The organism is Bacillus sp. NTK074B, assembly GCF_017303375.1.
Taxonomy (GTDB): domain Bacteria; phylum Bacillota; class Bacilli; order Bacillales; family Bacillaceae_B; genus Rossellomorea.
On the sequence record NZ_JAFKOH010000003.1, the window covers coordinates 385,241 to 405,918 of the forward strand.

Sequence of the window (20,678 nt, forward strand, 5' to 3'; positions counted from 1 at the left end):
TTTTACAAAATGTAACCCAGCGCTTTCAACCGACTCTCTATAAAGTTCTTCGAATACTCGAAGATTTCTTCTCTTTCAGGTTCATTATAAATTTCATGATAGCATTTTGGCCATTCTTTGTAATGCATTTCGGATAATGACAATTCATTGAACCACTTTTTCACGACTTTTTTATCAACGATTTGATCGTCACCTGCCTGCAGGACCAGTAGTGGGACATCAGGCATTTTCTCCAAATTAGAAAAAGCCGTTTTCATCGCCAGGGAAAGTTCTCTGTACCAGCGGACTGACACTTTTGTAATATAGAGGGTATCATTGCTGTCAATTTCACGAACATCTGCATTCCTGGTAGCCATATCGACAGTCAGTCCAGAAGGGAACTTTACCATAGGAGCGATTTTGTTTAAAGCGTGTGACAATAACTCAACAGGTTTCGCCGGAGTGTTCACCAATCCTAAACATGGTGACGATAAGATCACACCCGCCAGGTTCACGTGGGATTCCTGAAGTAAACGGACGGCGATGAGCCCTCCCATACTGTGACCAATCACAAAGACAGGCAATTCAAACTGATAGGCTGCCTGGATCCAATCTTTCACCTCTACAAGGTACTCATCAAAGGAGTCGATATGTCCCCTCTGGCTTCTGGACGTCATCCCCTGACCTGGCAGGTCGCCCATGACGACATGAAACCCCGATGCACGCCACATTTCAATGAGCCAACCGTACCTGCCGTGATGCTCCATTGCGCCATGAATAATGACGATGACTGCCTTTGCCTCTTGATCTGATTCCCATTTCCACATGGCAAATCCTCCTTTGTAGTTCTCTCCATGAATGAATTCTGCTACCATTATTATAATAAATATTAGTGAAAGGGGTAGTAAAAAATGCTCTATCCATATTATGATAAAAAACCTGTCATCGCACAGTCGGCTTTTATTGCCGATTATGTAACCATCTCCGGGGACGTGGAGATTGGTGAAGAATCAAGTATTTGGTTCAATACTGTCATCAGGGGGGATGTTGCCCCCACTAAGATCGGCGATAAAGTAAATATACAGGATAACTCGATTCTTCATCAGAGTCCAAATAACCCTCTTATCCTTGAAGATGAAGTCACTGTCGGGCACGGGGTGATTCTGCATAGCTGCAAAATAAGAAAAAAGGCATTGATCGGAATGGGATCGATCATCCTCGATAATGCAGAAATAGGGGAAGGGGCTTTTATCGGCGCAGGAAGCCTGGTCCCCCAAGGTAAGGTCATACCGCCTAATACCCTTGCTTTCGGACGGCCGGCAAAGGTCGTGAGGGAACTCAACGAACACGATATTAGTGAAATGAAGCGCATTTCAAGGGAATACGCAGAAAAAGGACAGTATTATAAGAACATCAAACCGTTTTAACTTCCTATACTTGGGATACCCCATCCATCCCTAGATTACTCATGGAATATTTTCTTGTAAAGAGGGTTGGGTTGTAACGATTTGAAGGTTTATGTACCATTCGAGTAAAATCGACAAATCCCTCAGGTCTATTCATCACTAAAAAGACCAACACCTTTCAAGGTGTTGGTCTTTTCCATCTCGCCTTATTCAGCCAAAGCTTCTGCTTTTAAAACTTCTGCTTTGTTTGTGCGTTCCCAAGGAAGATCAAGGTCATTACGGCCGAAGTGTCCGTAAGCAGCTGTCTGCTTGTAAATCGGACGACGAAGGTCTAACATTTTGATGATTCCTGCCGGGCGCAGATCAAAGTTATTACGAACAACGTCAATTAGAACGTCTTCTGATACTTTACCTGTTCCGAATGTATCAACGGAGATCGATACCGGCTGTGCAACCCCTATTGCATACGCCAATTGCACTTCACATTTTTCAGCAAGTCCTGCTGCCACAATGTTCTTTGCTACATAACGTGCTGCATAAGCCGCTGAACGGTCCACTTTGGTTGCGTCCTTACCAGAGAATGCACCACCACCGTGACGAGCATATCCGCCATAAGTGTCAACAATGATTTTACGTCCTGTAAGTCCCGCATCACCTTGTGGTCCGCCGATTACGAAACGGCCAGTCGGGTTGATGAAGTATTTTGTCTGTTCATCGATCAATTCTTTCGGTACAACGGGATCAATGACATATTCTTTCAAGTTACGCTGGATTTGCTCAAGCGTCACTTCTGGGTGATGCTGAGTGGAAATAACGATCGTGTCGATGCGGACAGGCTTATCGTTTTCATCATATTCAACGGTTACCTGCGTTTTCCCATCCGGACGCAGGTAAGGAAGGATCTCTTCTTTACGAACTTCCGTTAAACGACGGGAGATTTTGTGCGCTAGGGAAATCGGAAGAGGCATAAGCTCTTTCGTTTCATTACAAGCGAATCCGAACATCAATCCCTGGTCTCCTGCACCGATAGCATCGATTTCTTCATCGGACATTTGACCTTCCCGGGCTTCAAGCGCCTGGTCCACACCTTGAGCGATATCGGCAGACTGCTCATCGATGGAAGTCAGAACGGCACACGTTTCCGCATCAAATCCGTATTTTGCACGAGTATAACCGATTTCACGGATCGTTTCACGGACGATTTTCGGAATATCGACATACGTATTTGTTGTAATTTCACCTGCAACCAGAACAAGACCCGTTGTAACAGATGTTTCACACGCTACACGCGCATTCGGATCATTGGTAAGAATTGCATCAAGAATTGAATCAGAGATTTGATCACAAATTTTATCTGGATGTCCTTCGGTTACGGACTCAGATGTAAACAGACGACGTTTAGTTGACATCAAGGTTCCTCCTTAAGCATATTTGTCGGAATGAATTCCAACAAAGCAGTAAACAGATACGGTACTCATTCCCTAAGTAGTATGAAGTAAACATGATTCATTTATCAATCAATCATGATTTATGTGCATATGGTCCACTATAAACAGAAAAAACCCTTCCTCGGGGAAAAGCTTCAGAGGAAAGGTTTCAGATCATAGCCGCGCCTTTTCTCTCTTATCGTTCAAGGTTTTAGAGACCTTGCCTCAGTTTAGCACCTTCGCTTAATCGGATCATTTTAAGATATGGAGATCCATTCACTATTTAGCAGGTTGCTGGGTTTCATAGGGTCTGCTCCCTCCACCAGCTCAGGATAAGAGTATCCGTTCAAGGAACAATGATAACGGTTAGGACAAAGGGTGTCAACTTTTTTTCGAATGACAGGTTTAACCAGCTATCGAGGCTGTCCCGGAATAGTCAAAGCCCGTCTAAAAATAGCCTAATTCATCCATGAGGCTAAACATTCCTTTCACATTTACATATATATAAGAAGAAACAAGCTATTTCGGGAAGGAAAATGTGACAAAATGAAGACACATTATAAAATTAAATAAATAGTATAGACTAATAGCTCGATTGTGTTATACTATTTTTGTAAAGTAAACGATTCCATTTAAATAAATTTATATAAAGGAAGGGTTCTAATGAATTCAGTGAGCATATCTAATGAATTAACGGAATTACTTAACGGTCAAAACATCCAGGAACAATTATCTGTTTCTCAACTAGTCGAAAAGGTCCTTCAACGAAATGAAGGCGTTTTAACTTCATCAGGTGCAATCAGAGCAGAAACTGGTAAATACACAGGACGCTCTCCTAAGGATAAATTTATTGTAGAAGAACCGACGACGAAAGATAAAATCGAATGGGGTTCGGTCAATCAGCCGATTTCATCGGAATCATTCGATAAATTATATACGAAAGTCATCGAATACTTAAAAGAAAAAGAACAAGTATTTTCATTTAAAGGGTTTGCAGGTGCCGACCCGAAACATAGACTACCGATCCAGGTGATCAATGAATTTGCCTGGCATAATCTTTTTGCCCACCAATTATTCATCCGCCCGGAAACAGAAGAGTTAAAGGATCATCAATCCGAATTCACCGTCATTTCAGCACCGAACTTCAAGGCTGATCCGGAAGTAGATGGCACTCACTCTGAAACGTTCATCATCGTTTCATTTGAAAAAAGAATCGTATTGATCGGCGGAACGGAATATGCCGGTGAAATGAAGAAATCGATCTTCTCAGTGATGAACTATGTACTTCCTGAATCCGATATCCTGTCCATGCACTGTTCTTCAAACGTTGGACGTGAAGGCGATGTGGCGTTGTTCTTCGGATTATCGGGTACCGGTAAAACGACTTTATCCGCAGACCCTAACCGCCGTTTGATCGGGGATGATGAGCACGGATGGTCCCCGAACGGTGTATTCAATATCGAAGGCGGCTGCTATGCTAAATGTATCGGGTTAACACGTGAGAAGGAGCCACAGATATTCGATGCGATCCGTTTCGGCTCCGTGCTTGAAAATGTCGTTCTGGATGACATGTCCCGAATCCCGGATTATGATGATAACACTTTAACAGAAAACACGCGTGCTGCCTACCCCCTTCAAGCGATGGAAAACATTGTGGAGCCGAGTATCGCAGGACACCCAAATACGATTGTATTCTTAACAGCTGATGCATTCGGGGTGTTACCTCCGATCAGCAAGCTGACCAAAGAACAGGCAATGTATCATTTCTTAAGTGGATACACATCAAAGCTTGCAGGTACAGAGCGTGGAATCACGTCACCCCAAGCCACGTTCTCAACATGCTTTGGATCTCCATTCCTTCCGCTTCCTGCCACTCGTTACGCAGAAATGCTTGGTAAGAAGATCGATGAGCACAGTGCACAGGTATTCTTAGTGAACACTGGCTGGACGGGTGGAGAATACGGTGTCGGAAACCGTATGAAGCTTTCTTACACCCGTGCCATGATTCAAGCCGCACTGGAAGGCGAACTGACCAATGTTGAAACAGCGACAGACGAAATCTTCGGCCTGAACATTCCGATTCACGTCCCTGGTGTTCCAGACGAAGTGCTTCAGCCTAAGAAGACCTGGTCCAATGAATCCTCTTATGAAGCGAAGGCAAAAGAACTTGCTCACAAGTTCAACGAGAACTTCAAGAAATTCTCGAACGTTCCTTCTGACATCGAACAAAAAGGCGGCCCGACCGTTAAATAAATCAACCTGACATACAAAGGTCCGTCCCTCAAAATTGAGGGACGGACCTTTGTTATGGTTATAGCCCTTTTTTCCGGCCGGTGATTCTGTTGAATAAGAATACCACAACGGCGATGATCAGTAGAACATGGATGACGGCTCCACCGATTTTAAAGATCAATCCCAGTAACCAAAGAACTAATAAAATTCCGATGATGGTCCAAAGCATATGTGCTCCTCCTTAAAACTGTACTTGCTCCTAAGTTTCCCTAATAGTCGGGTTTTAAAACCATTACCAATTCCTTATTCTGTTTTCTGATTTTACTCAAAAATAACACTTTACTAAATATTACTAATTTTGGTATGATAATGATTAAATTTTACAGGGGGAATCAAGATGATCAGACAGCTTACAGAAAAAGATCATGACGGATGCCAGCAGCTCATTCAGCAGCAGCCTGCTGAGAATTTATTCATCATCGGGGATATTGAAGCATTCGGCTATGAGCAGGATTTCCAGAAAATCTGGGGAGATTTTGATGAGGAAGGGAACTTAAGGGGGATCCTCCTTAAATACAGGGAAAACTTCATTCCATATTCCATGGGAGAATTTGATGCGGAAGGATTCGCCACTATTATCAACGGGACGGAAGACTACAGCATCGTTTCAGGTTTGAAACGGATTGTCACTGCAGTTGAACCCTACTTATCAAGAAGGGTCGATTCGAAGAGACATATGTATTATGCCAAATGCGACAGTACCTCTTCCATGGATGACCACGACCTGCCCCATGTGAAAGAGGCCACTGTCTCTGATTTACCAAAACTGGTAGCGCTTCTAAACGCCATCCCTGAATTCAGCGGAGGAAGTTTTACAGTGGAGAAAAGAAAGCACGGGATGGAAAAAGGGATTGCCCGCAGCTACTTTGTGGAAAAGGATGGACAGTTCGTTTCTTCCGCGTCCACTACGGCAGAAAATAGCATGTCCGCCATGATCGTCGCTGTCTGCACCCACCCCGAATATAAGAAAAAGGGATATGCCACAGAGTGCATGACGAAGCTTTGCCGAGACGTATTAAACGAAGGAAAAGAGCTTTGCCTTTTCTATGATAATCCTGAAGCAGGAAAGATATATAAACGGATTGGATTTAAGGATATCGGTTACTGGTCCATGTATAAATTCTAAATAATAAAAGTGGATTCCTAAAAATAGGAATCCACTTTTACTTATGCGGCCACTTTCCGATTCTGAATCAATTTCGCCTGAACTAACCGCTTCCTGACCGTAATTCCTATCCAGCTTGCCAGGAACGCTTTGATCAAACCGACTACGATAAACGGATAAACCCCCGCTGCCATCGCCTGGCTCCAGCCGAGATCCGCTACGAATTTCAGTTGAATGGTGCCCAGTATCAATGTAATGATCATTCCAACCGTATTGGCGATCATCGCCATAGGGATGGTGAACTTCGTCTTCTCAAGAATAAGACCTGTAAAGAAAGCCGCTGCGATAAAGCCGAAGATATAGCCGCCTGTCGGTCCGACAAGCACTTGTGCTCCCCCGCTGAACCCTGCAAACACAGGTACTCCGACAGCACCGAGTGCCGCATAACAAATCAATGACAATGCTCCATATCTGCTACCAAGGATCGTAGCCGTGATTCCGACAGCCAGTGTCTGCCCGCTGATGGGTACGAGTGGCAGTGGTATTTCAATCTGTGCGAAAATCCCTGTCATCGCTGCAAAGATGGCACAGTGGATGATCATCCGTAATTTTTCTCCATTCATCATCTTATCCCCCTATTGTATGTAAACTACATATAACAATAAGTTAACACATAACAAAGGCATTGGGGAAGAAAATGTTTAATTTTTGTTTACACCCATTGTTTTCTATTATTCGGGGCATATATATTTCATATCTTTTTTTCTTGTCATAAGTTTCATGGCAATATTAGCTGATTAAGGCTGCCAACAGGAATTATCACCCTTGTCCCATCTCCTTAATAGTAATAGTAGGTACTTTCTGCGTAATGTCATTTAATGCATGTACACGCCGCTTCCGTTTCATAGAGGACATGTTTGCACTGGGCCTGAATGCTCTTCACTTCTTTCTCAAGATCCATGATCCTTTCGTGCAGAATCAACATTTCTTTCTAAAACATGAGAATATACGAACCATCATTACCGGTAGAGGTTTGATCCTTTTTCAACGGACTCCTTCGCCTTTTCTTGCAACCCTTTTTCCCTCTTAAACCCCACATAAGGAATATCAAACACTTTTAAAAAAAGAAACATGTTCACGTACAAGCCTGAATATCTTTTGAATATGTGCACAGTGAAGGAGGAGAAATATGAAACGTCTGATTGTATTGCTATTATGCGTATGTGTATTGAGTGCGTGCGGAGAAAAAAAGCCTGCATCCTATGAGCTATGCGGATATGGGGATATGATGGTGGTGAACGACAAGGAGTATGTGAAGGTATCCATAGAGAAGAAGCTGACCCTCGAGAAAAAGATCGGGTCCATCAAAGAAAAGATCGAAACCAAGTATCATCCGGTGAAGGACTTTACGGCAAATACATTAGCAGAAGGAACACCTATTTATAGTGTGAAGGACCATAAAGATTATCTTATTGCTCAAACGAAGGATAACCGTTACCTGTTGTATGAGAAAATTAACTAAAACGAGTGGCTGCCTGCAGCCACTCGTTTTAGTTAATTCGTCCTGTTCAGGGAGATCAACCGGTAGAAGATCGTCGTGACCCCATCCTTCCACTCCATCTTCTCAATCTTTCCGAAGCCGATCGGATCACTATGTTTTGACTTTCTCACATCAACGGGGATATGCATCGGAAATAGACGATATCCTGATTTTTGAAGTTGAAAGAGATTCCCTTCTCTTCTTTCTTCTTTCCCTTTTGTCACAATCATCGTGTTAAGCTCTAAGCCCATGCCCATCTTGTATGACCTCAATCCTTTTTAATCTCAACATACACCACTGACTATTGGTCCTTCATCCAGGAACAGAGCAGGGAAACGATCTGTTGGTTCTTTCTCGGCGGAAAATAGTGGGTGAACTCTTTGAAGTAATGGGACGTGACCGGTTTTCCGAGCTCCTTCAGTCTTTTTTCTAATCTATATGCATGCTCCACAGAAACGTTCTGATCTTTTTCACCGTGAATGATCAATACCGGTGCCTCTAACTTCTCGAGTGAATAGAGAGGCGTTCGCCATTCATACCTTTCAGGAACTTTATTGGGGCTGCCCCCGATCACTCTCTTCATCATCCTGCGGAGATCCCTTCGCTCCTCATAGGTAAGGAACATATCCGACACGCCTCCCCATGTGACGATGGACGTGATGTCGCTGCACTCGATTCCCGTCATGAGAGCCATGACACCCCCTCTGGAAAAGCCGAATACATGGATGCGGTTTCTGTCTGTGCGCGGATGGTTCTTAAGCAATTCCACCCCGGAAAGTGCATCTTCCCGGTCATCCCCCGCAAAGTCTTCATTCCCTTCACCACCGAGGTTCCCTCTGTAATAGGGAGCAAAGACAATGAAGCCGTGGGAGGCGAACTGGGCGATCCGTGCCGGCCTGACCATTCCCACCCCTTTAATTCCCCCTCTTAAATATAGGAAGGCATCATGCTTCCCCTTCAGAACAGGTTCCGCGAGCAATCCCTTCACCCTGAGCCCAGACGATATATAAGTGACCTCATACAATTCCACACGTGGATTTGGAGAGGGAAACAATATTTTTTTCACAATACTTCCGTCTCTCATATTCTCTTCCTTTCAAAACGTGCATTGGGTCATCACACATTTTTCATCCTTTACATAGAATACTTTAGCCAATTGAATAGGCAACAGCTTTATGATCATCCTACCCTAATGCCTGATAGATAAACAAGGCAACAGCTGCACTCATCCCAACTATTGATTATCCGCTAGAACTAAAGGAGGAAGATTGAATTGAGAAAATGGCTTCAAACTGGTTTAGGTATACTCCTTATTTTCACGTTGACGATCGGCTTGACCGCCTGTGGAGAAAAAGAAGAAACCATGCAAAAGGTCCGGGTAGCAGAAGTGACACGCTCAATCTTCTACGCACCTGAGTATGTGGCAATAGAAAAAGGGTTCTTCAAAGACGAGGGGATCGACATTGAACTGACCACTACGTGGGGCGGGGATAAGACCATGACCACCTTATTATCGGGTGGTGCGGACGTTGCTTTGGTCGGCTCGGAAACCTCCATCTATGTCCATGCTCAAGGGTCCGATGATCCTGTCATCAACTTTGCCCAATTGACCCAGACCGACGGAACGTTTCTCGTTTCAAGGGAAAAAGTCGAGAACTTTGAATGGGATCTGCTCAAGGGTTCCACCTTTCTCGGTCAGCGGAAAGGCGGAATGCCGCAAATGGTCGGTGAGTTCGTGTTAAAGAATCACGGCATCGATCCTAAAAACGATTTAAATCTCATCCAGAACATCGATTTCGCCAACATTGCCAACGCCTTTGCATCCGGTACTGGAGATTACGTCCAATTATTCGAACCGACAGCTTCCATCTTTGAACAAGAAGGAAAAGGGCATATCGTCGCTTCTTTTGGCACGGAATCAGGCCATGTTCCTTACACCACTTTCATGTCTAAAGACAGCTATATGAAAGAGAACAAAGAAACAGTGGAAAAGTTCACGAAAGCCTTATACAAAGCGCAGCAATGGGTGGAAGAAAACTCGGCAGCCGACATCGCCAAGGTAATTCAACCATATTTTGAAGACACGGAACTGGACTTGATTGAAACCGTTGTGGACCGCTATAAATCACAAGGTTCCTATGCCACTGATCCGATTCTTGACGAAGACGAGTGGAACAATCTCCAAGCCATCATGGATGAAGCAGGAGAACTCCCCCAAACCGTCGATCACGAAACGCTTGTAAACACATCCATCGCTGAAAAAGCGGCAGAGTAATATCGGGGGGGCTGACTTCACACGTCAGCCCTTCCCTTGTAAAAAAAGAGAATGGAGGCTTATCATAGTGAATTTTCTAAGAATTGATTCTGTCCACCATACCTATTTTTCACCGAAAACAGCCACCCATGCCCTCAGAGACATCACATTACAGGTAGATGAAGGAGAATTCGTCTCTTTCATTGGTCCCTCAGGATGCGGCAAAACGACTTTACTTTCCATTGTCGCAGGACTCATTAAGCCGACAGAAGGAACGGTAACGTTAAGGAATAAGCCCATAAGAACGATGAAAAAGAAACTGGGTTATATGCTGCAGCAGGATTATCTGTTTCCCTGGAAAACAATCGAAGAGAATATTTTGTTGGGGTTGACCATCATGGGCACCCTGACTGAGGAAAAGCGCAGCGAGGCTCACTCGCTATTGAACGAAATGGGGCTTGAAGGGGTTGGATCATCCTATCCCCGGGAACTCTCCGGAGGGATGAGGCAGAGGGTCGCGCTGATCCGTACACTCATCACCGAACCTCATTTGCTTCTCCTGGATGAACCTTTCTCCGCTCTTGATTATCAAACGAAATTAAAATTGGAGGATCTGGTGTTTTCCACCTTGAAGTCTTTCGGTAAAACAGCCATCCTCGTCACCCATGATATCGGGGAAGCCATCTCCATGAGTGACCGGATCATTTTATTCGGCACGAAACCGGGTCATATCCACAGCATTTTCGAAGTACCATCACAATTAAAAGAAATGATGCCCTTTGAAGTCCGGAACCATGCAGCATACCCGGAATTTTTCCAATCTATTTGGAAGGAGCTTGAAAAACTTGAATCACGAACGCATTAATCAAAAGCATCGGGAATATATCCATTCACTGAAAAAAGAGCAGCGGTGGGTTTGGTTCTATCAAGCTCTCATATTCACCGTGTTTTTCTCGTTATGGGAGATAGCCAGTCGAAACAGCTGGGTGGATCCCCTCATCTTCAGTTCCCCTTCGAAAATAGGGAGATTATTCATTGTGAAAATGGGAGACGGGACCCTGTTAGCCAATCTGTCCGTCACCCTTGGTGAAACCGTGATAGGTTTCATCCTCGGCACTCTCCTTGGTACCATGCTTGCCGCCTTGTTATGGTGGTCACCGTTTCTCTCAAAAGTACTGGATCCGTATCTCGTCATCCTGAACGCCATGCCCAAGGTGGCACTCGGCCCGATATTGATCGTGGGACTGGGCCCGGGCTTCACTTCGATCATTGCCATGGGGACCGTCATTTCCGTCATCATCACCACTATCGTCGTCTATACATCCTTTCGGGAAGTGGATCCCAATTACTTAAAGGTGATGCAGACCTTCGGGGCAAAAAGGGGCCAGATGTTCAAAGAAGTCATTCTCCCCGCCTCCTTTCCTACAATCATCTCGACTTTGAAAGTCAATGTAGGGCTGTCTTGGGTAGGAGTCATCGTGGGTGAATTCCTTGTTTCCGCCAAAGGACTTGGTTATATGATCATCTACGGCTTCCAGGTCTTTAACTTTACCCTTGTCCTGCTCTCACTCCTGGTGATTGCCGTATTCGCCACGATTATGTATAAACTGGTGGAAATACTTGAGAAGAAATGGATCAAATCTTAACATCTAGATGGGCTAACCTTTTTACTGCCAGCTCCACCACTTGATCCTTCATGATAAAACTGAAAGACGGATCCTCTTGAATGTCTTTAAAATCCCCACTCCAAAGGACCGAACCTTCTGTCTCCATATAATCCTCTTTGGGGATGAGCTTTACTACTTCCGCAAAATAAATCGTTTTGACAAACGGCGGGTCATCATACACTTTATATTCTCCAATGAATACTAGTTCCTTGATGATCCCACCCGTCTCTTCATATGTTTCCCGTATCGCAGCTTCCGTAAGGGTCTCCCCCTCTTCCCGCTTTCCACCGGGAAACTCGAGCCCCCTTTTTTTATGCCGGGTCAGCAACCAATGTCCCTCATAGCGGCATAGCACAAGAACATGATTTGATTCCTGGCGAAACCGTCCGTTTTCAAATGACATTTCCACTGTCTTTCCGTGTTCATCTACAAACCGTTCCATCTGACTTCACCCCTTGCGTACGTTCTTTACTCCATCTAACCATACATAAAAAGCGCTGGTCCACAGAAATCACTTCTGAACCAACACTTTTCGCTCTTACTCACTGTTTTCATGAGGGTGATCATTTAGAATGCCGATACTTTCAATGAACTTCTTCACCTCTTCATCCCCGAGGCGATGCAGCATCCCGTACACCTGCTGCAGGTTTTCATCATAGGCATCATTCTCCCGGTCGAAATGATATTGAACATACGGGACATGAGCCCTGTAGAAATTCTGCCAATCGACGGAATGATTGGAGTCGAACACTTCCCGAAGCTGGGTGATTTCTTCATCCGTTGCAGAAATTTTAAAATTCCATTCGGAATCAGTCGAGCTTCTGGAAATTTCACCTGTCGCTACTTCTATATAATAATCGTGACGTTCTTCGCTCATCTTCCCACTCCTTCATTTTCCTTATCCTTCATTTTCCTCAATTGACGAAATTCTATTCACTTCGTTTTTTTCTTTAATACTTCAACCGCTTTCTTTAAAAATTCCGGAACCGGAACTCCCGCCCGGCCGACATTTTCAATGATCGAAATCATTTCATTACATAAATAAAAAATAATCGTGGCATTACGAATAAAGTGATGATTTGTTAGTATAGTATCAATAAGGTGGGCAACCGTAACGAGGGAAAAAATCAGCACTTTCCTGCCGATCCCTTTCACTCCGAATTTACTGGACAGCTTGCCTTCTATACCGCTCGCAATCATCCCTGTCACATAATCGAGGGTCACGGCAATCAACAGAAATGTGATCAGCATGTCCCATTCACCGAATAGGTTAAGAATAATGGCACTAAGACCCGACCCAACGAACAGCGTGCTTTTCTCCATATAAAGCATCTCCTTTTCCTAATGGTTGGTATTGATTTGACAATCCCTTCCTCGGTATTGGATGATTAAATCAAAAACACCCCGGAACACCTTCCCGTGGTTAAAAAGTACGATAAAGGGTAAAGACAAATAACAGTTGTCCTAGCATAATATGTAGAGAAATTCATAAACGTTCATGGTAAAATGAAACGAAAGGGAGGTGAAGCGCATGAAGTTGATCGAAGAGATTTATGAAATGTACCGTGGAAGAATCAAAGGTACCGACGAAGACTTAGACCTCATTGCCCTTACAATCTTAGAAGATACCTCTAGGAATGAATTATTAGAACTCATACAGGAAATGGAAACAGAAGAATTACAATACTTCTTCCGCCTATACATATTCGAAACATTGAAAGAAAAATGGTCCAACAGTGAAGAACGGGTAAGACTTGAGAAGAAGAGTCTGCATTAAGAAATGGTCCGGGGGCTTGCTCTGGGGCTGGACAATAAAAAAAGCGTTGCTCCGAATACCACGAGCAACGCTTTTTTCATCCTTTCACATCCACTGCATGTCCTTTACTCGGATGCGGAGCGGGCTGCATATCCTTCATCATTACCGTGACTTGTGCAGCTTGAGTCGCCATCTGGCTCTTCAGCAGATTCAAACTGAGAGTCCTTTGAAGTTCAGCAACCTGCTTTCCCATCATAGAAGAGATTTCCATGGGAACTTCCCCCTCGCTTCGATTGTTAAGTTTGGTGCATACTAAAATAAATTCATTCCTTGTATTCAGATTAACAAACATCCATTGGAAATCATAGGAAACGACATAATATTGTTATTTTTACTCCATGAACGTCTGAGCATTCTATGGTAAAATAGTGAAAAAAAGGGGGTTGCATGATGTCCGTGACTCTTGTCCTGATCATCGCGGTTGTGATATGCATTCTGGTGATTTTCATAAGTGCCCTTACTACCTCCAAAGCCTATACAACCGTTAAGCATACAGTCGATCCACTTGAAAATAATCCTCATCTTGAAAAGATGAAGCAAGAAGAGGAAAAGAAAAAATAAGCACAAAGAAAATCCACCGGCTCCCGGTGGATTTTCTTTGTGCTTATGCGAATACTTGTTTCAATTCTTCTTTGCTTTGGCTGAGCCAGAAACGCATCAATTTTTTGGCACCTTCTAAATCATGGAGCTTCGCCTGGCCGCATTGTTTTTCATTGGCTGCCGGGATCTCTTCGATTTCGACCGCTTCTTTCATGGTAGCATTCAAAAGGTCGATGATTTCTTCCACTTTGGGCTCACCGCTTACGACTAAATAATAGCCCGTTTGGCAACCCATTGGGGAAATGTCAATAATATCGAAATGAGCATACGGCTCAGCATATTTACGGATCGTGAAGGCTAATAAATGCTCAAGAGTATGAATGGAATCAGGCTTCATCGCTTGCTTGTTCGGCTGACAGAACCGGATATCAAACTTATTCACAAGTCCGTCGCTACCTACTTTATGGACACCGCAATGTCTGACATATGGTGCTTTCACTGCATTATGATCTAGTTCAAAGCTTTCTACTGAAGGCATTAAAATCACTCCCATTTAGTTTCTACTTCATAGTATAACGTAAATTCATAGTTATTTCATCAACTTAATATGAATTAGGCAAAAAACCAGTTTTCCACTCCTATCCTCATCTTCTAGAAGCCGATCCCTTTCAATACCCGTACAGGTTCTGATATAGTAAAAGAAAATCTCTTTTAGGAGACAGATCATGAAAAGGGTTTTGTTATTACTATTCAAGTTCTATCAGCGCGTCATCTCCCCCCTCAAACCCCCTACATGCCGGTTTTACCCTACATGTTCCCATTACGGGGTCGAGGCAGTAAGCCGTTTCGGTGCACTAAAGGGCGGCTGGTTAACGATAAAGAGGATTGTCAAATGTCACCCATTCCATCCTGGTGGTGTCGACCATGTGCCAGATGAATGGCCGCGTGAAAAGATGACTGATTCAGACTAGCTCCAAATCGGGAGGTAGTCTTTTTTTTTAGGCTGTTTTCGTATACATTGTTGCTTTTGGATGTAGCGAGTGGCGGTTGCTTTCCGCTACAATCGACTAGACAGACGAAAAGTTTGACGATCACATAAGAAATGTGGAGATCGCGTATACCACTGCTTTTTCATTCACGTGCAGTGACTGAGTTTATTTAATCGTCCTTTAATCCTTTTAAACTGATGGTCAAAAAACCATTTTGCTAGTCACCTACTTACTACTGTAGAGGGTGAAGGGAACTGCGTAGACTCCTACGGAAAACGGGCGCCCCGGAAGCGGTTTTTCCTGAGGAGGCTCGGCCGAACGTCCGTTGAAAGAGGGACTGTTCCCATCCCCCTCCCTGCACCACAACTTAAATGACAGAGCATCCTAAATCTTAGTTTGGATGCGGATAGCAACAATCTTTGTGAAAACAACTTTTTTTATAAAACCATCCCATTTATCTTGCTTATTCCCCATATCGGTAGTAAAATAACCTTTGTGCTAAATCGTAATCATTACAGTTATGAAATCATTTTGTTAAAAAGGAGGCTTCCTCTTGAACTATATTCGCATGAGTTTGCTATTATCATTCATTCTCGTCTTATCTGCCTGTGGAACCGACTCCGGCCAGGATGGGGACAAAAAGAAAGATACATTAGAGGTATACACCACGGTCTATCCATTAGAGGACTTTACGAAAAAAATCGGCGGAAAGTATGTGGAGGTTGAAAGCATCTACCCTCCCGGTGCGGATGAACATACATTCGAACCTTCCCAGAAAGACATGATGAAGATGGCTGATGGAGATGTTTTCTTCTACGTTGGAATGGGCCTTGAAGGATTCGTTGAGAAATCCAAATCATTGTTGGAAAACGAAGACGTTGCCGTAGTACCTACAAGCAAAGGAATCGAAGTGCCTCACGAAAGCGGGGATGGACACGAACACGCTGATGGGCATAACCATGATGTGAATCCCCACATTTGGTTAGATCCCGTTTATTCGAAAGAAATGGCAAAGAATATCGCCGACACTCTTTCAAAAGAAATGCCCGGACATAAAGATGAATTCCAGGCGAATCTTGAAGCGTTAAGCAGTGATCTAGACGAACTAAACGCTGAGTTCAAAAGCATGGCGGACAATGCGCCGAAGAAAACCTTTTACGTTTCCCACGCAGCCTACAGCTATTGGGAAGACCGCTACGGATTGCATCAGGAAGCCATCGCCGGGCTGAATTCAGCAGACGAACCGTCTCAGCAGGAGCTGAAAAAAATCATTGAAAAAGGGAAAAGTGACAATGTTCGATACATCCTCTTTGAACAAAACGTCTCTTCCCGTCTGACAGAGGTCGTCCAAAATGAACTTGACGCGAAGTCGCTGACTCTGCACAACTTATCTGTCCTGACAGCAGAGGATCGGAAAAAGGATGAGGATTATTTTTCATTGATGGAACGGAATATCAATACGTTGAAACAAGCCTTGCAATAGAGCAGCCTCAGTGGCTGCTCTTTTTTGTGGTCAGTAAGGGGCTCTTCCACACTTATTTTCAAAAATGGCAACTTATTATCAAAAAGAATGATTTATTATCAAATCCGGACTCTTTATTTTCAAAACTAATCATTGTATTTTCAAAACCCACCATCACACCTCTGACAGGGCAGTATCTTTCAACGCTTATGCACGTATAGAAGCGTTATATTATCGGCTTCAGCACATATATGACTCCCCCACTTATGTTATCAACTCCTTAAAATAAGTATCCAACCTTCTCTTTCTCCTAAAAATGATGCATATTATTTTCCATTAAGTGGACAATAAGGAAATGTTAAAGACTAGTAAGGGAGATTTGAGAATGGATGAATTAGTAATTGCTCGTTCCATGTTTGGGATTACAATGGGATTTCATATTATTTTTGCCACACTTGGAGTGGGTATACCGTTAATGATTCTTGTTGCAGAAATTATGTTTCAACGGACCAATGATCTTGATTATTCCGTCATGGCGAAGCGCTGGACCAAGGCTTTCGCGGTTCTGTTAGGAGTGGGTATCCCGACTGGGACGATCGCCGGCGTTCAATTATCACTCCTTTGGCCCGGATTCATGGAAGTCATCGGGCGCGTCATGGCACTGCCATTTCAGATTGAAATCTACGCTTTCTTTGTGGAAGCATTATTTATGTCCATCTATGTGTATGCGGCCAATCGGATTGCCCCTTGGATGAGGATTGTCAGTCTAATCTTAGTCGCTATAGGGGGACTTGCTTCAGCGGTCTTGATCACCAATGTCCACGCCTTTGAAGGGACGCCGGCCGGATTTGAAATCATCAATGGGGAAATCACCAATGTGGATCCCTGGAAAGCATTCTTTAATCCAAGCTTCTTCGTGACGGCCGGACACGTGGCACTGTCTGCGTATGTAGCGGGCGCCTTTACCATCGCCACCGTTTCCGCATTTAAAATGCTACGATCTTCGTTTGGTTCAAGAATTTATACATTTCATCGGAAATCGCTCATGATTAACCTATTAGTCGGAGGAGTCTTCGCCTTTCTCACAGCGATTAATGGACATGAATCTGCTCAAAAGCTTCATGAATACCAGCCGGAGAAGTTGGCTGCCGCCGAAGGGCTATTCGAAACACAGACACATGCACCTCTTTCTGTAGGAGGATTCACTGATCCTGCTACGCAAGAAGTGAAGTGGGGGATTGAAATTCCATGGGCCCTCAGTTTTCTGGCCGGGAACAGCTTTGATACAGAAGTCATCGGCTTGAACGACTTCCCTGAAGAGTACTGGCCACCCCTGTTCGTTCATACTTTGTTCAACGCAATGGTTGGGATGGGGTCGCTGCTCATTCTTCTTTCCCTCGTCGCTTATGTATGGAACAAGTTACTGAAAAAGGACCGTTTCCCGAAATGGTTGATGTGGGCTTTTGTTGCGAGTGGGCCGTTGTCGATCTTATCCATTGAGTTTGGATGGATCTTCGCCTGTACAGGTCGGCAACCGTGGACGATTTACCGCATCCTGAGCACGGAAGATTCAGTTACCACTTCTGGTAACTTAGGGACCCTTTTCATTCTCTTCGTCTCTGTATATGCGATTTTGGCCGTTTCCGTCGTACTGGTTCTCCTGTATTACTTTAAACGGAATCCTCCGGAAAAGGATATTAACAAAGCGGAATCGAATCAGAAGGATATTCCCCTATCAACTTAAACAGCAGGAATTGGAGGTGAAGATATGACACAAGCTTTGATTGCCATCACGATCCTTTGGGGATTTGTCTTTATCTATGCTGTCATGGCTACGATGGATTTCGGGGCGGGATTTTGGTCGATGATCTATATCAACCATGACAAAACGAAGGCAACGAATATCGCCAATCGGTATCTGTCTCCTACCTGGGAAGTGACAAACACATTCATCGTCGCCCTCGTAGTAGCCGTATACAGTATGTTCCCGGGCGCTGCCTATTCATTAGGGACAGTATTACTCGTTCCTGGAAGTCTGATTCTATTGCTCCTGGCCCTGCGGAGTGCCTTTCTTGTATTCTCCCATGTGGCGGATGATTACAGAAAACCGCTGACTTACGTAACGGGGATCACCGGATTGTTGATCCCGGGCCTGCTTATCAGTGTTCTACCTATCTCTCACGGACCTTATATCGACTTTGAAGACGGCCAGACCCTTCTCCTTGGGAAACTGTTCAGTAGTCCCCATGAATATGCTTTCTTCGGATTCGCCGTCGCAAGTACATTGTTTCTGTCATCCTTGCTTCTAGCTGATTACTCCAAAGCTTCAAAGGAATTTGAAGCCTTCAAGGTGTATCGGCGTGACGCTCTGATCATCGGTCCCATTTCGGTTGTCATGGCCTTTCTTATTATGTTCACCATGAAAAATGAGGCCGCATGGATTTATGACAGGATGATGGAAGACCTGCCTATCTTACTGATTTCCCTTCTCGGATTCCTCGTTGCAGGAGGTGCTTTATTCCTGCCGACGAATAAAGAGGGAATGAAAGGGATGCCGCGGGTCGCAGTCATCGCCGTAACCTTTCAATATGTACTGGCGAGTTATGTATACGGTAAAGCACATTTGCCCTATATCATCTATCCCGAAGTCACGATTCAGTCTGGATTTACAGACCCCAATTCCTTTAAGGCGGTATTCATCACCTATATCGTCGGGTTCATTATCCTGTTCCCCGGGTTTGTCTATTTCTGGAGTTTATTCATGAACGACAAAAGGTACTTGAGACAAAAAAGTGAATGAGAACGCTCCGGGGCTCCCGAAGTTTTTTCGTCACGACCCATCAGGTATATTAGTTGCCTACCATTGTCCATCACTTTACACTTACGATAGAACCCATTGAAAGGATGATGAAAATGGCACAATCGATCAAAGGCAAGACGGCTTATATTACAGGTGCAGCAAGGGGGATCGGAAAAGCGACGGCATTGGAACTTGCCCGGGAAGGCGTCCATGTCGGGTTGATTGCCCGTACAGAAAGCACTCTTGAAAAAGTAGCGGAGGAAGCGCGTTCCCTTGGTGTGAAAGCGAGTGTGGCTGTTGCGGACATTTCCAAAATGGACCAGGTCAATCAAGCTGTGGCCAAACTCAGTAAAGAATTGGGATCTGCCGACATCTTGATCAATAATGCCGGTATCGGAACGTACGGATCATTTCTTGAAATCGATCCAGAAGACTTTAAGCGCACATTTGAAGTCAACGTATTCGGAACCTATTATGTCACACGTGCCGTCCTGCCCCAGTTGATGGAGAAGGACCGAGGCGACATTATCAATATCTCTTCCAGCAGCGGATTGAAAGGCACGGCAGGAAGCACGGCGTACAGTGGGTCGAAATTTGCTGTCCAGGGGATGACAGAAGCACTCATGCAGGAAGTCCGAAAACATAATATCCGTGTCATGACCTTGAACCCAAGCCTGGTGGCGACGGATCTGACCTCTGATCACATCGATGAAGCTGATATGGAAAAATACATGCAGCCTGAAGATCTGGCGGAGCATATGGTATCACAGCTGAAACTGCATCCCAGAATCTTTATCAAACAGTCCCTTCAGTGGGCGACGAATCCATTTTAATTGTACAAAGATGCTGGGACATAACTAAATTTATACACTCTAAAGATGAACAATAAGATTACGTGTTACACCGCTGTTGATTTCCGTGCAAGACTTCGCTTTCCTCGGGCGGAAGGCGAGCCTCCTCGTCACTGACGCTCCTGCGGGGTCTCACCTATTCCGCTTTTCCCGCAGGAGCTATTCCTGTGAGGTGAGAATTCATCTATTGCATAAAAAAAGACCCTCCGTTATGATGCAGGTGCTAACCAATCGCTCATAACTAGGAGGATCTTCACATGCATGATAATCGAAATCAACGTATTAATCAAATTTCTGAAACTACACTGGTTGTTGGTATTGACATAGCCAAGCGGAATCATTACGCCTGTGCCGTAGATGAGCGTGGACGTGAACTCAAGAAAAGCTTTGTCATCCGCCAATCTCTTCAAGGATTTGAAAGCTTTTACGCGACTATCTTAAAGCTAATGAGTATTCATAATAAAAAGGAAGTTATCGTTGGTTTTGAGCCTACCGGCCATTACTGGATGAATCTCGCAGCTTTTCTAACAGATCATGGTATTCCATATGT

At 44.3% G+C, this 20,678-nt stretch carries 26 protein-coding genes and 1 riboswitch; of the genes, 15 read left to right on the forward strand and 11 right to left on the reverse strand.

Annotated features, from left to right (window positions below):
• Window positions 1–2 precede the first annotated feature (2 nt).
• Window positions 3–806, reverse strand: a complete 804-nt coding sequence (locus JI667_RS07915; protein ID WP_206851765.1) for an alpha/beta hydrolase — start codon at window positions 804–806, stop codon at window positions 3–5.
• A gap of 84 nt (window positions 807–890) precedes the next feature.
• Between JI667_RS07915 and JI667_RS07920 the strand changes: the two genes are divergently transcribed.
• Entirely contained in the window at window positions 891–1,406 is a 516-nt protein-coding gene (locus tag JI667_RS07920; RefSeq protein ID WP_206851767.1) for a gamma carbonic anhydrase family protein, read from the forward strand.
• A 185-nt stretch (window positions 1,407–1,591) separates the two neighbouring features.
• On the opposite strand, the gene metK is transcribed toward JI667_RS07920, so the two are convergent.
• Window positions 1,592–2,794: a methionine adenosyltransferase gene (gene metK, locus JI667_RS07925; protein WP_206851768.1), complete on the reverse strand. Its 1,203-nt coding sequence runs from the start codon at window positions 2,792–2,794 to the stop codon at window positions 1,592–1,594.
• Between the two features lie 211 nt (window positions 2,795–3,005).
• A riboswitch (SAM riboswitch) is annotated at window positions 3,006–3,151 on the reverse strand.
• A 324-nt stretch (window positions 3,152–3,475) separates the two neighbouring features.
• On the opposite strand from metK, the gene pckA reads away from it, so the two are divergent.
• Window positions 3,476–5,065 carry a phosphoenolpyruvate carboxykinase (ATP) gene (gene pckA, locus JI667_RS07930; protein ID WP_206851770.1) on the forward strand — a complete coding sequence of 530 codons (1,590 nt, stop codon included), beginning with the start codon at window positions 3,476–3,478 and terminating at the stop codon, window positions 5,063–5,065.
• Window positions 5,066–5,123: 58 nt separating this feature from the next.
• On the opposite strand, the gene JI667_RS07935 is transcribed toward pckA, so the two are convergent.
• Window positions 5,124–5,273 carry a lmo0937 family membrane protein gene (locus JI667_RS07935; RefSeq protein WP_106298475.1) on the reverse strand — a complete coding sequence of 50 codons (150 nt, stop codon included), beginning with the start codon at window positions 5,271–5,273 and terminating at the stop codon, window positions 5,124–5,126.
• A gap of 168 nt (window positions 5,274–5,441) precedes the next feature.
• Here JI667_RS07935 and JI667_RS07940 point away from each other — a divergent pair, with 168 nt between their 5' ends.
• A complete protein-coding gene (locus JI667_RS07940) occupies window positions 5,442–6,230 on the forward strand; it encodes a GNAT family N-acetyltransferase (protein ID WP_206851772.1) in 789 nt (262 codons plus the stop codon).
• 41 nt (window positions 6,231–6,271) lie between these two features.
• Here JI667_RS07940 and JI667_RS07945 read toward each other — a convergent pair whose 3' ends face one another.
• Entirely contained in the window at window positions 6,272–6,832 is a 561-nt protein-coding gene (locus JI667_RS07945; RefSeq protein ID WP_206851880.1) for a biotin transporter BioY, read from the reverse strand.
• A gap of 566 nt (window positions 6,833–7,398) precedes the next feature.
• Here JI667_RS07945 and JI667_RS07950 point away from each other — a divergent pair.
• The gene (locus JI667_RS07950) at window positions 7,399–7,731 is read left to right on the forward strand and encodes a hypothetical protein (protein WP_206851774.1); all 333 of its coding nucleotides are present in this window, start codon (window positions 7,399–7,401) and stop codon (window positions 7,729–7,731) included.
• Window positions 7,732–7,763: 32 nt separating this feature from the next.
• Here JI667_RS07950 and JI667_RS07955 read toward each other — a convergent pair whose 3' ends face one another.
• Window positions 7,764–8,006, reverse strand: a complete 243-nt coding sequence (locus JI667_RS07955; RefSeq protein WP_206851776.1) for a DUF2584 domain-containing protein — start codon at window positions 8,004–8,006, stop codon at window positions 7,764–7,766.
• Window positions 8,007–8,050: 44 nt separating this feature from the next.
• The gene (locus JI667_RS07960; protein ID WP_206851777.1) at window positions 8,051–8,833 is read right to left on the reverse strand and encodes an alpha/beta hydrolase family protein; all 783 of its coding nucleotides are present in this window, start codon (window positions 8,831–8,833) and stop codon (window positions 8,051–8,053) included.
• 189 nt (window positions 8,834–9,022) lie between these two features.
• On the opposite strand from JI667_RS07960, the gene JI667_RS07965 reads away from it, so the two are divergent.
• The 3 genes from JI667_RS07965 to JI667_RS07975 all read left to right on the forward strand — a co-directional run bounded on the left by JI667_RS07965 (window position 9,023) and on the right by JI667_RS07975 (window position 11,649).
• Window positions 9,023–10,024: an ABC transporter substrate-binding protein gene (locus tag JI667_RS07965; RefSeq protein ID WP_414635224.1), complete on the forward strand. Its 1,002-nt coding sequence runs from the start codon at window positions 9,023–9,025 to the stop codon at window positions 10,022–10,024.
• A gap of 67 nt (window positions 10,025–10,091) precedes the next feature.
• Complete coding sequence (locus tag JI667_RS07970) at window positions 10,092–10,868, forward strand: ABC transporter ATP-binding protein (protein WP_206851779.1); 777 nt, start codon at window positions 10,092–10,094, stop codon at window positions 10,866–10,868.
• Entirely contained in the window at window positions 10,849–11,649 is an 801-nt protein-coding gene (locus JI667_RS07975; RefSeq protein WP_244668241.1) for an ABC transporter permease, read from the forward strand. The genes JI667_RS07970 and JI667_RS07975 overlap by 20 nt, the downstream gene beginning before the upstream one ends.
• Here JI667_RS07975 and ytkD read toward each other — a convergent pair.
• The 3 genes from ytkD to JI667_RS07990 form a co-directional block, all read right to left on the reverse strand.
• Window positions 11,639–12,112, reverse strand: coding sequence for an RNA deprotection pyrophosphohydrolase (gene ytkD / locus JI667_RS07980; RefSeq protein ID WP_206851785.1), 474 nt, complete (start codon window positions 12,110–12,112; stop codon window positions 11,639–11,641). The two genes, JI667_RS07975 and ytkD, sit on opposite strands and share 11 nt — an antisense overlap.
• 96 nt (window positions 12,113–12,208) lie before the next feature.
• Complete coding sequence (locus JI667_RS07985; RefSeq protein WP_206851787.1) at window positions 12,209–12,547, reverse strand: hydrolase; 339 nt, start codon at window positions 12,545–12,547, stop codon at window positions 12,209–12,211.
• Window positions 12,548–12,603: 56 nt separating this feature from the next.
• The gene (locus tag JI667_RS07990) at window positions 12,604–12,993 is read right to left on the reverse strand and encodes a phage holin family protein (RefSeq protein WP_206851788.1); all 390 of its coding nucleotides are present in this window, start codon (window positions 12,991–12,993) and stop codon (window positions 12,604–12,606) included.
• 208 nt (window positions 12,994–13,201) lie between these two features.
• On the opposite strand from JI667_RS07990, the gene JI667_RS07995 reads away from it, so the two are divergent.
• The gene (locus JI667_RS07995; RefSeq protein WP_044340349.1) at window positions 13,202–13,447 is read left to right on the forward strand and encodes a DUF6154 family protein; all 246 of its coding nucleotides are present in this window, start codon (window positions 13,202–13,204) and stop codon (window positions 13,445–13,447) included.
• 76 nt (window positions 13,448–13,523) lie between these two features.
• Here the strand turns inward: JI667_RS07995 and JI667_RS08000 are convergent, their stop codons facing one another.
• Entirely contained in the window at window positions 13,524–13,697 is a 174-nt protein-coding gene (locus JI667_RS08000) for a hypothetical protein (RefSeq protein WP_206851790.1), read from the reverse strand.
• Between the two features lie 176 nt (window positions 13,698–13,873).
• Here JI667_RS08000 and ytzI point away from each other — a divergent pair, with 176 nt between their 5' ends.
• Window positions 13,874–14,047: a YtzI protein gene (gene ytzI / locus JI667_RS08005; RefSeq protein ID WP_244668242.1), complete on the forward strand. Its 174-nt coding sequence runs from the start codon at window positions 13,874–13,876 to the stop codon at window positions 14,045–14,047.
• A 43-nt stretch (window positions 14,048–14,090) separates the two neighbouring features.
• On the opposite strand, the gene JI667_RS08010 is transcribed toward ytzI, so the two are convergent.
• Complete coding sequence (locus tag JI667_RS08010) at window positions 14,091–14,564, reverse strand: S-ribosylhomocysteine lyase (RefSeq protein WP_206851792.1); 474 nt, start codon at window positions 14,562–14,564, stop codon at window positions 14,091–14,093.
• 187 nt (window positions 14,565–14,751) lie between these two features.
• On the opposite strand from JI667_RS08010, the gene yidD reads away from it, so the two are divergent.
• From yidD to JI667_RS08040, 6 genes are all read left to right on the forward strand, one after another.
• A complete protein-coding gene (gene yidD / locus JI667_RS08015) occupies window positions 14,752–14,997 on the forward strand; it encodes a membrane protein insertion efficiency factor YidD (protein WP_206851793.1) in 246 nt (81 codons plus the stop codon).
• Between the two features lie 571 nt (window positions 14,998–15,568).
• A complete protein-coding gene (locus JI667_RS08020; protein WP_244668243.1) occupies window positions 15,569–16,498 on the forward strand; it encodes a metal ABC transporter substrate-binding protein in 930 nt (309 codons plus the stop codon).
• 364 nt (window positions 16,499–16,862) lie between these two features.
• Window positions 16,863–18,221, forward strand: a complete 1,359-nt coding sequence (locus JI667_RS08025; protein ID WP_206851794.1) for a cytochrome ubiquinol oxidase subunit I — start codon at window positions 16,863–16,865, stop codon at window positions 18,219–18,221.
• A 24-nt stretch (window positions 18,222–18,245) separates the two neighbouring features.
• Window positions 18,246–19,277 (forward strand): cytochrome d ubiquinol oxidase subunit II, encoded by a 1,032-nt coding sequence (locus tag JI667_RS08030; protein WP_206851798.1) that lies wholly within the window; start codon window positions 18,246–18,248, stop codon window positions 19,275–19,277.
• Between the two features lie 113 nt (window positions 19,278–19,390).
• Window positions 19,391–20,110, forward strand: coding sequence for a 3-ketoacyl-ACP reductase (locus JI667_RS08035; RefSeq protein WP_206851800.1), 720 nt, complete (start codon window positions 19,391–19,393; stop codon window positions 20,108–20,110).
• A 275-nt stretch (window positions 20,111–20,385) separates the two neighbouring features.
• Window positions 20,386–20,678: IS110 family transposase (locus JI667_RS08040; RefSeq protein WP_206851808.1), on the forward strand; the 293-nt coding region annotated here is incomplete at its 3' end.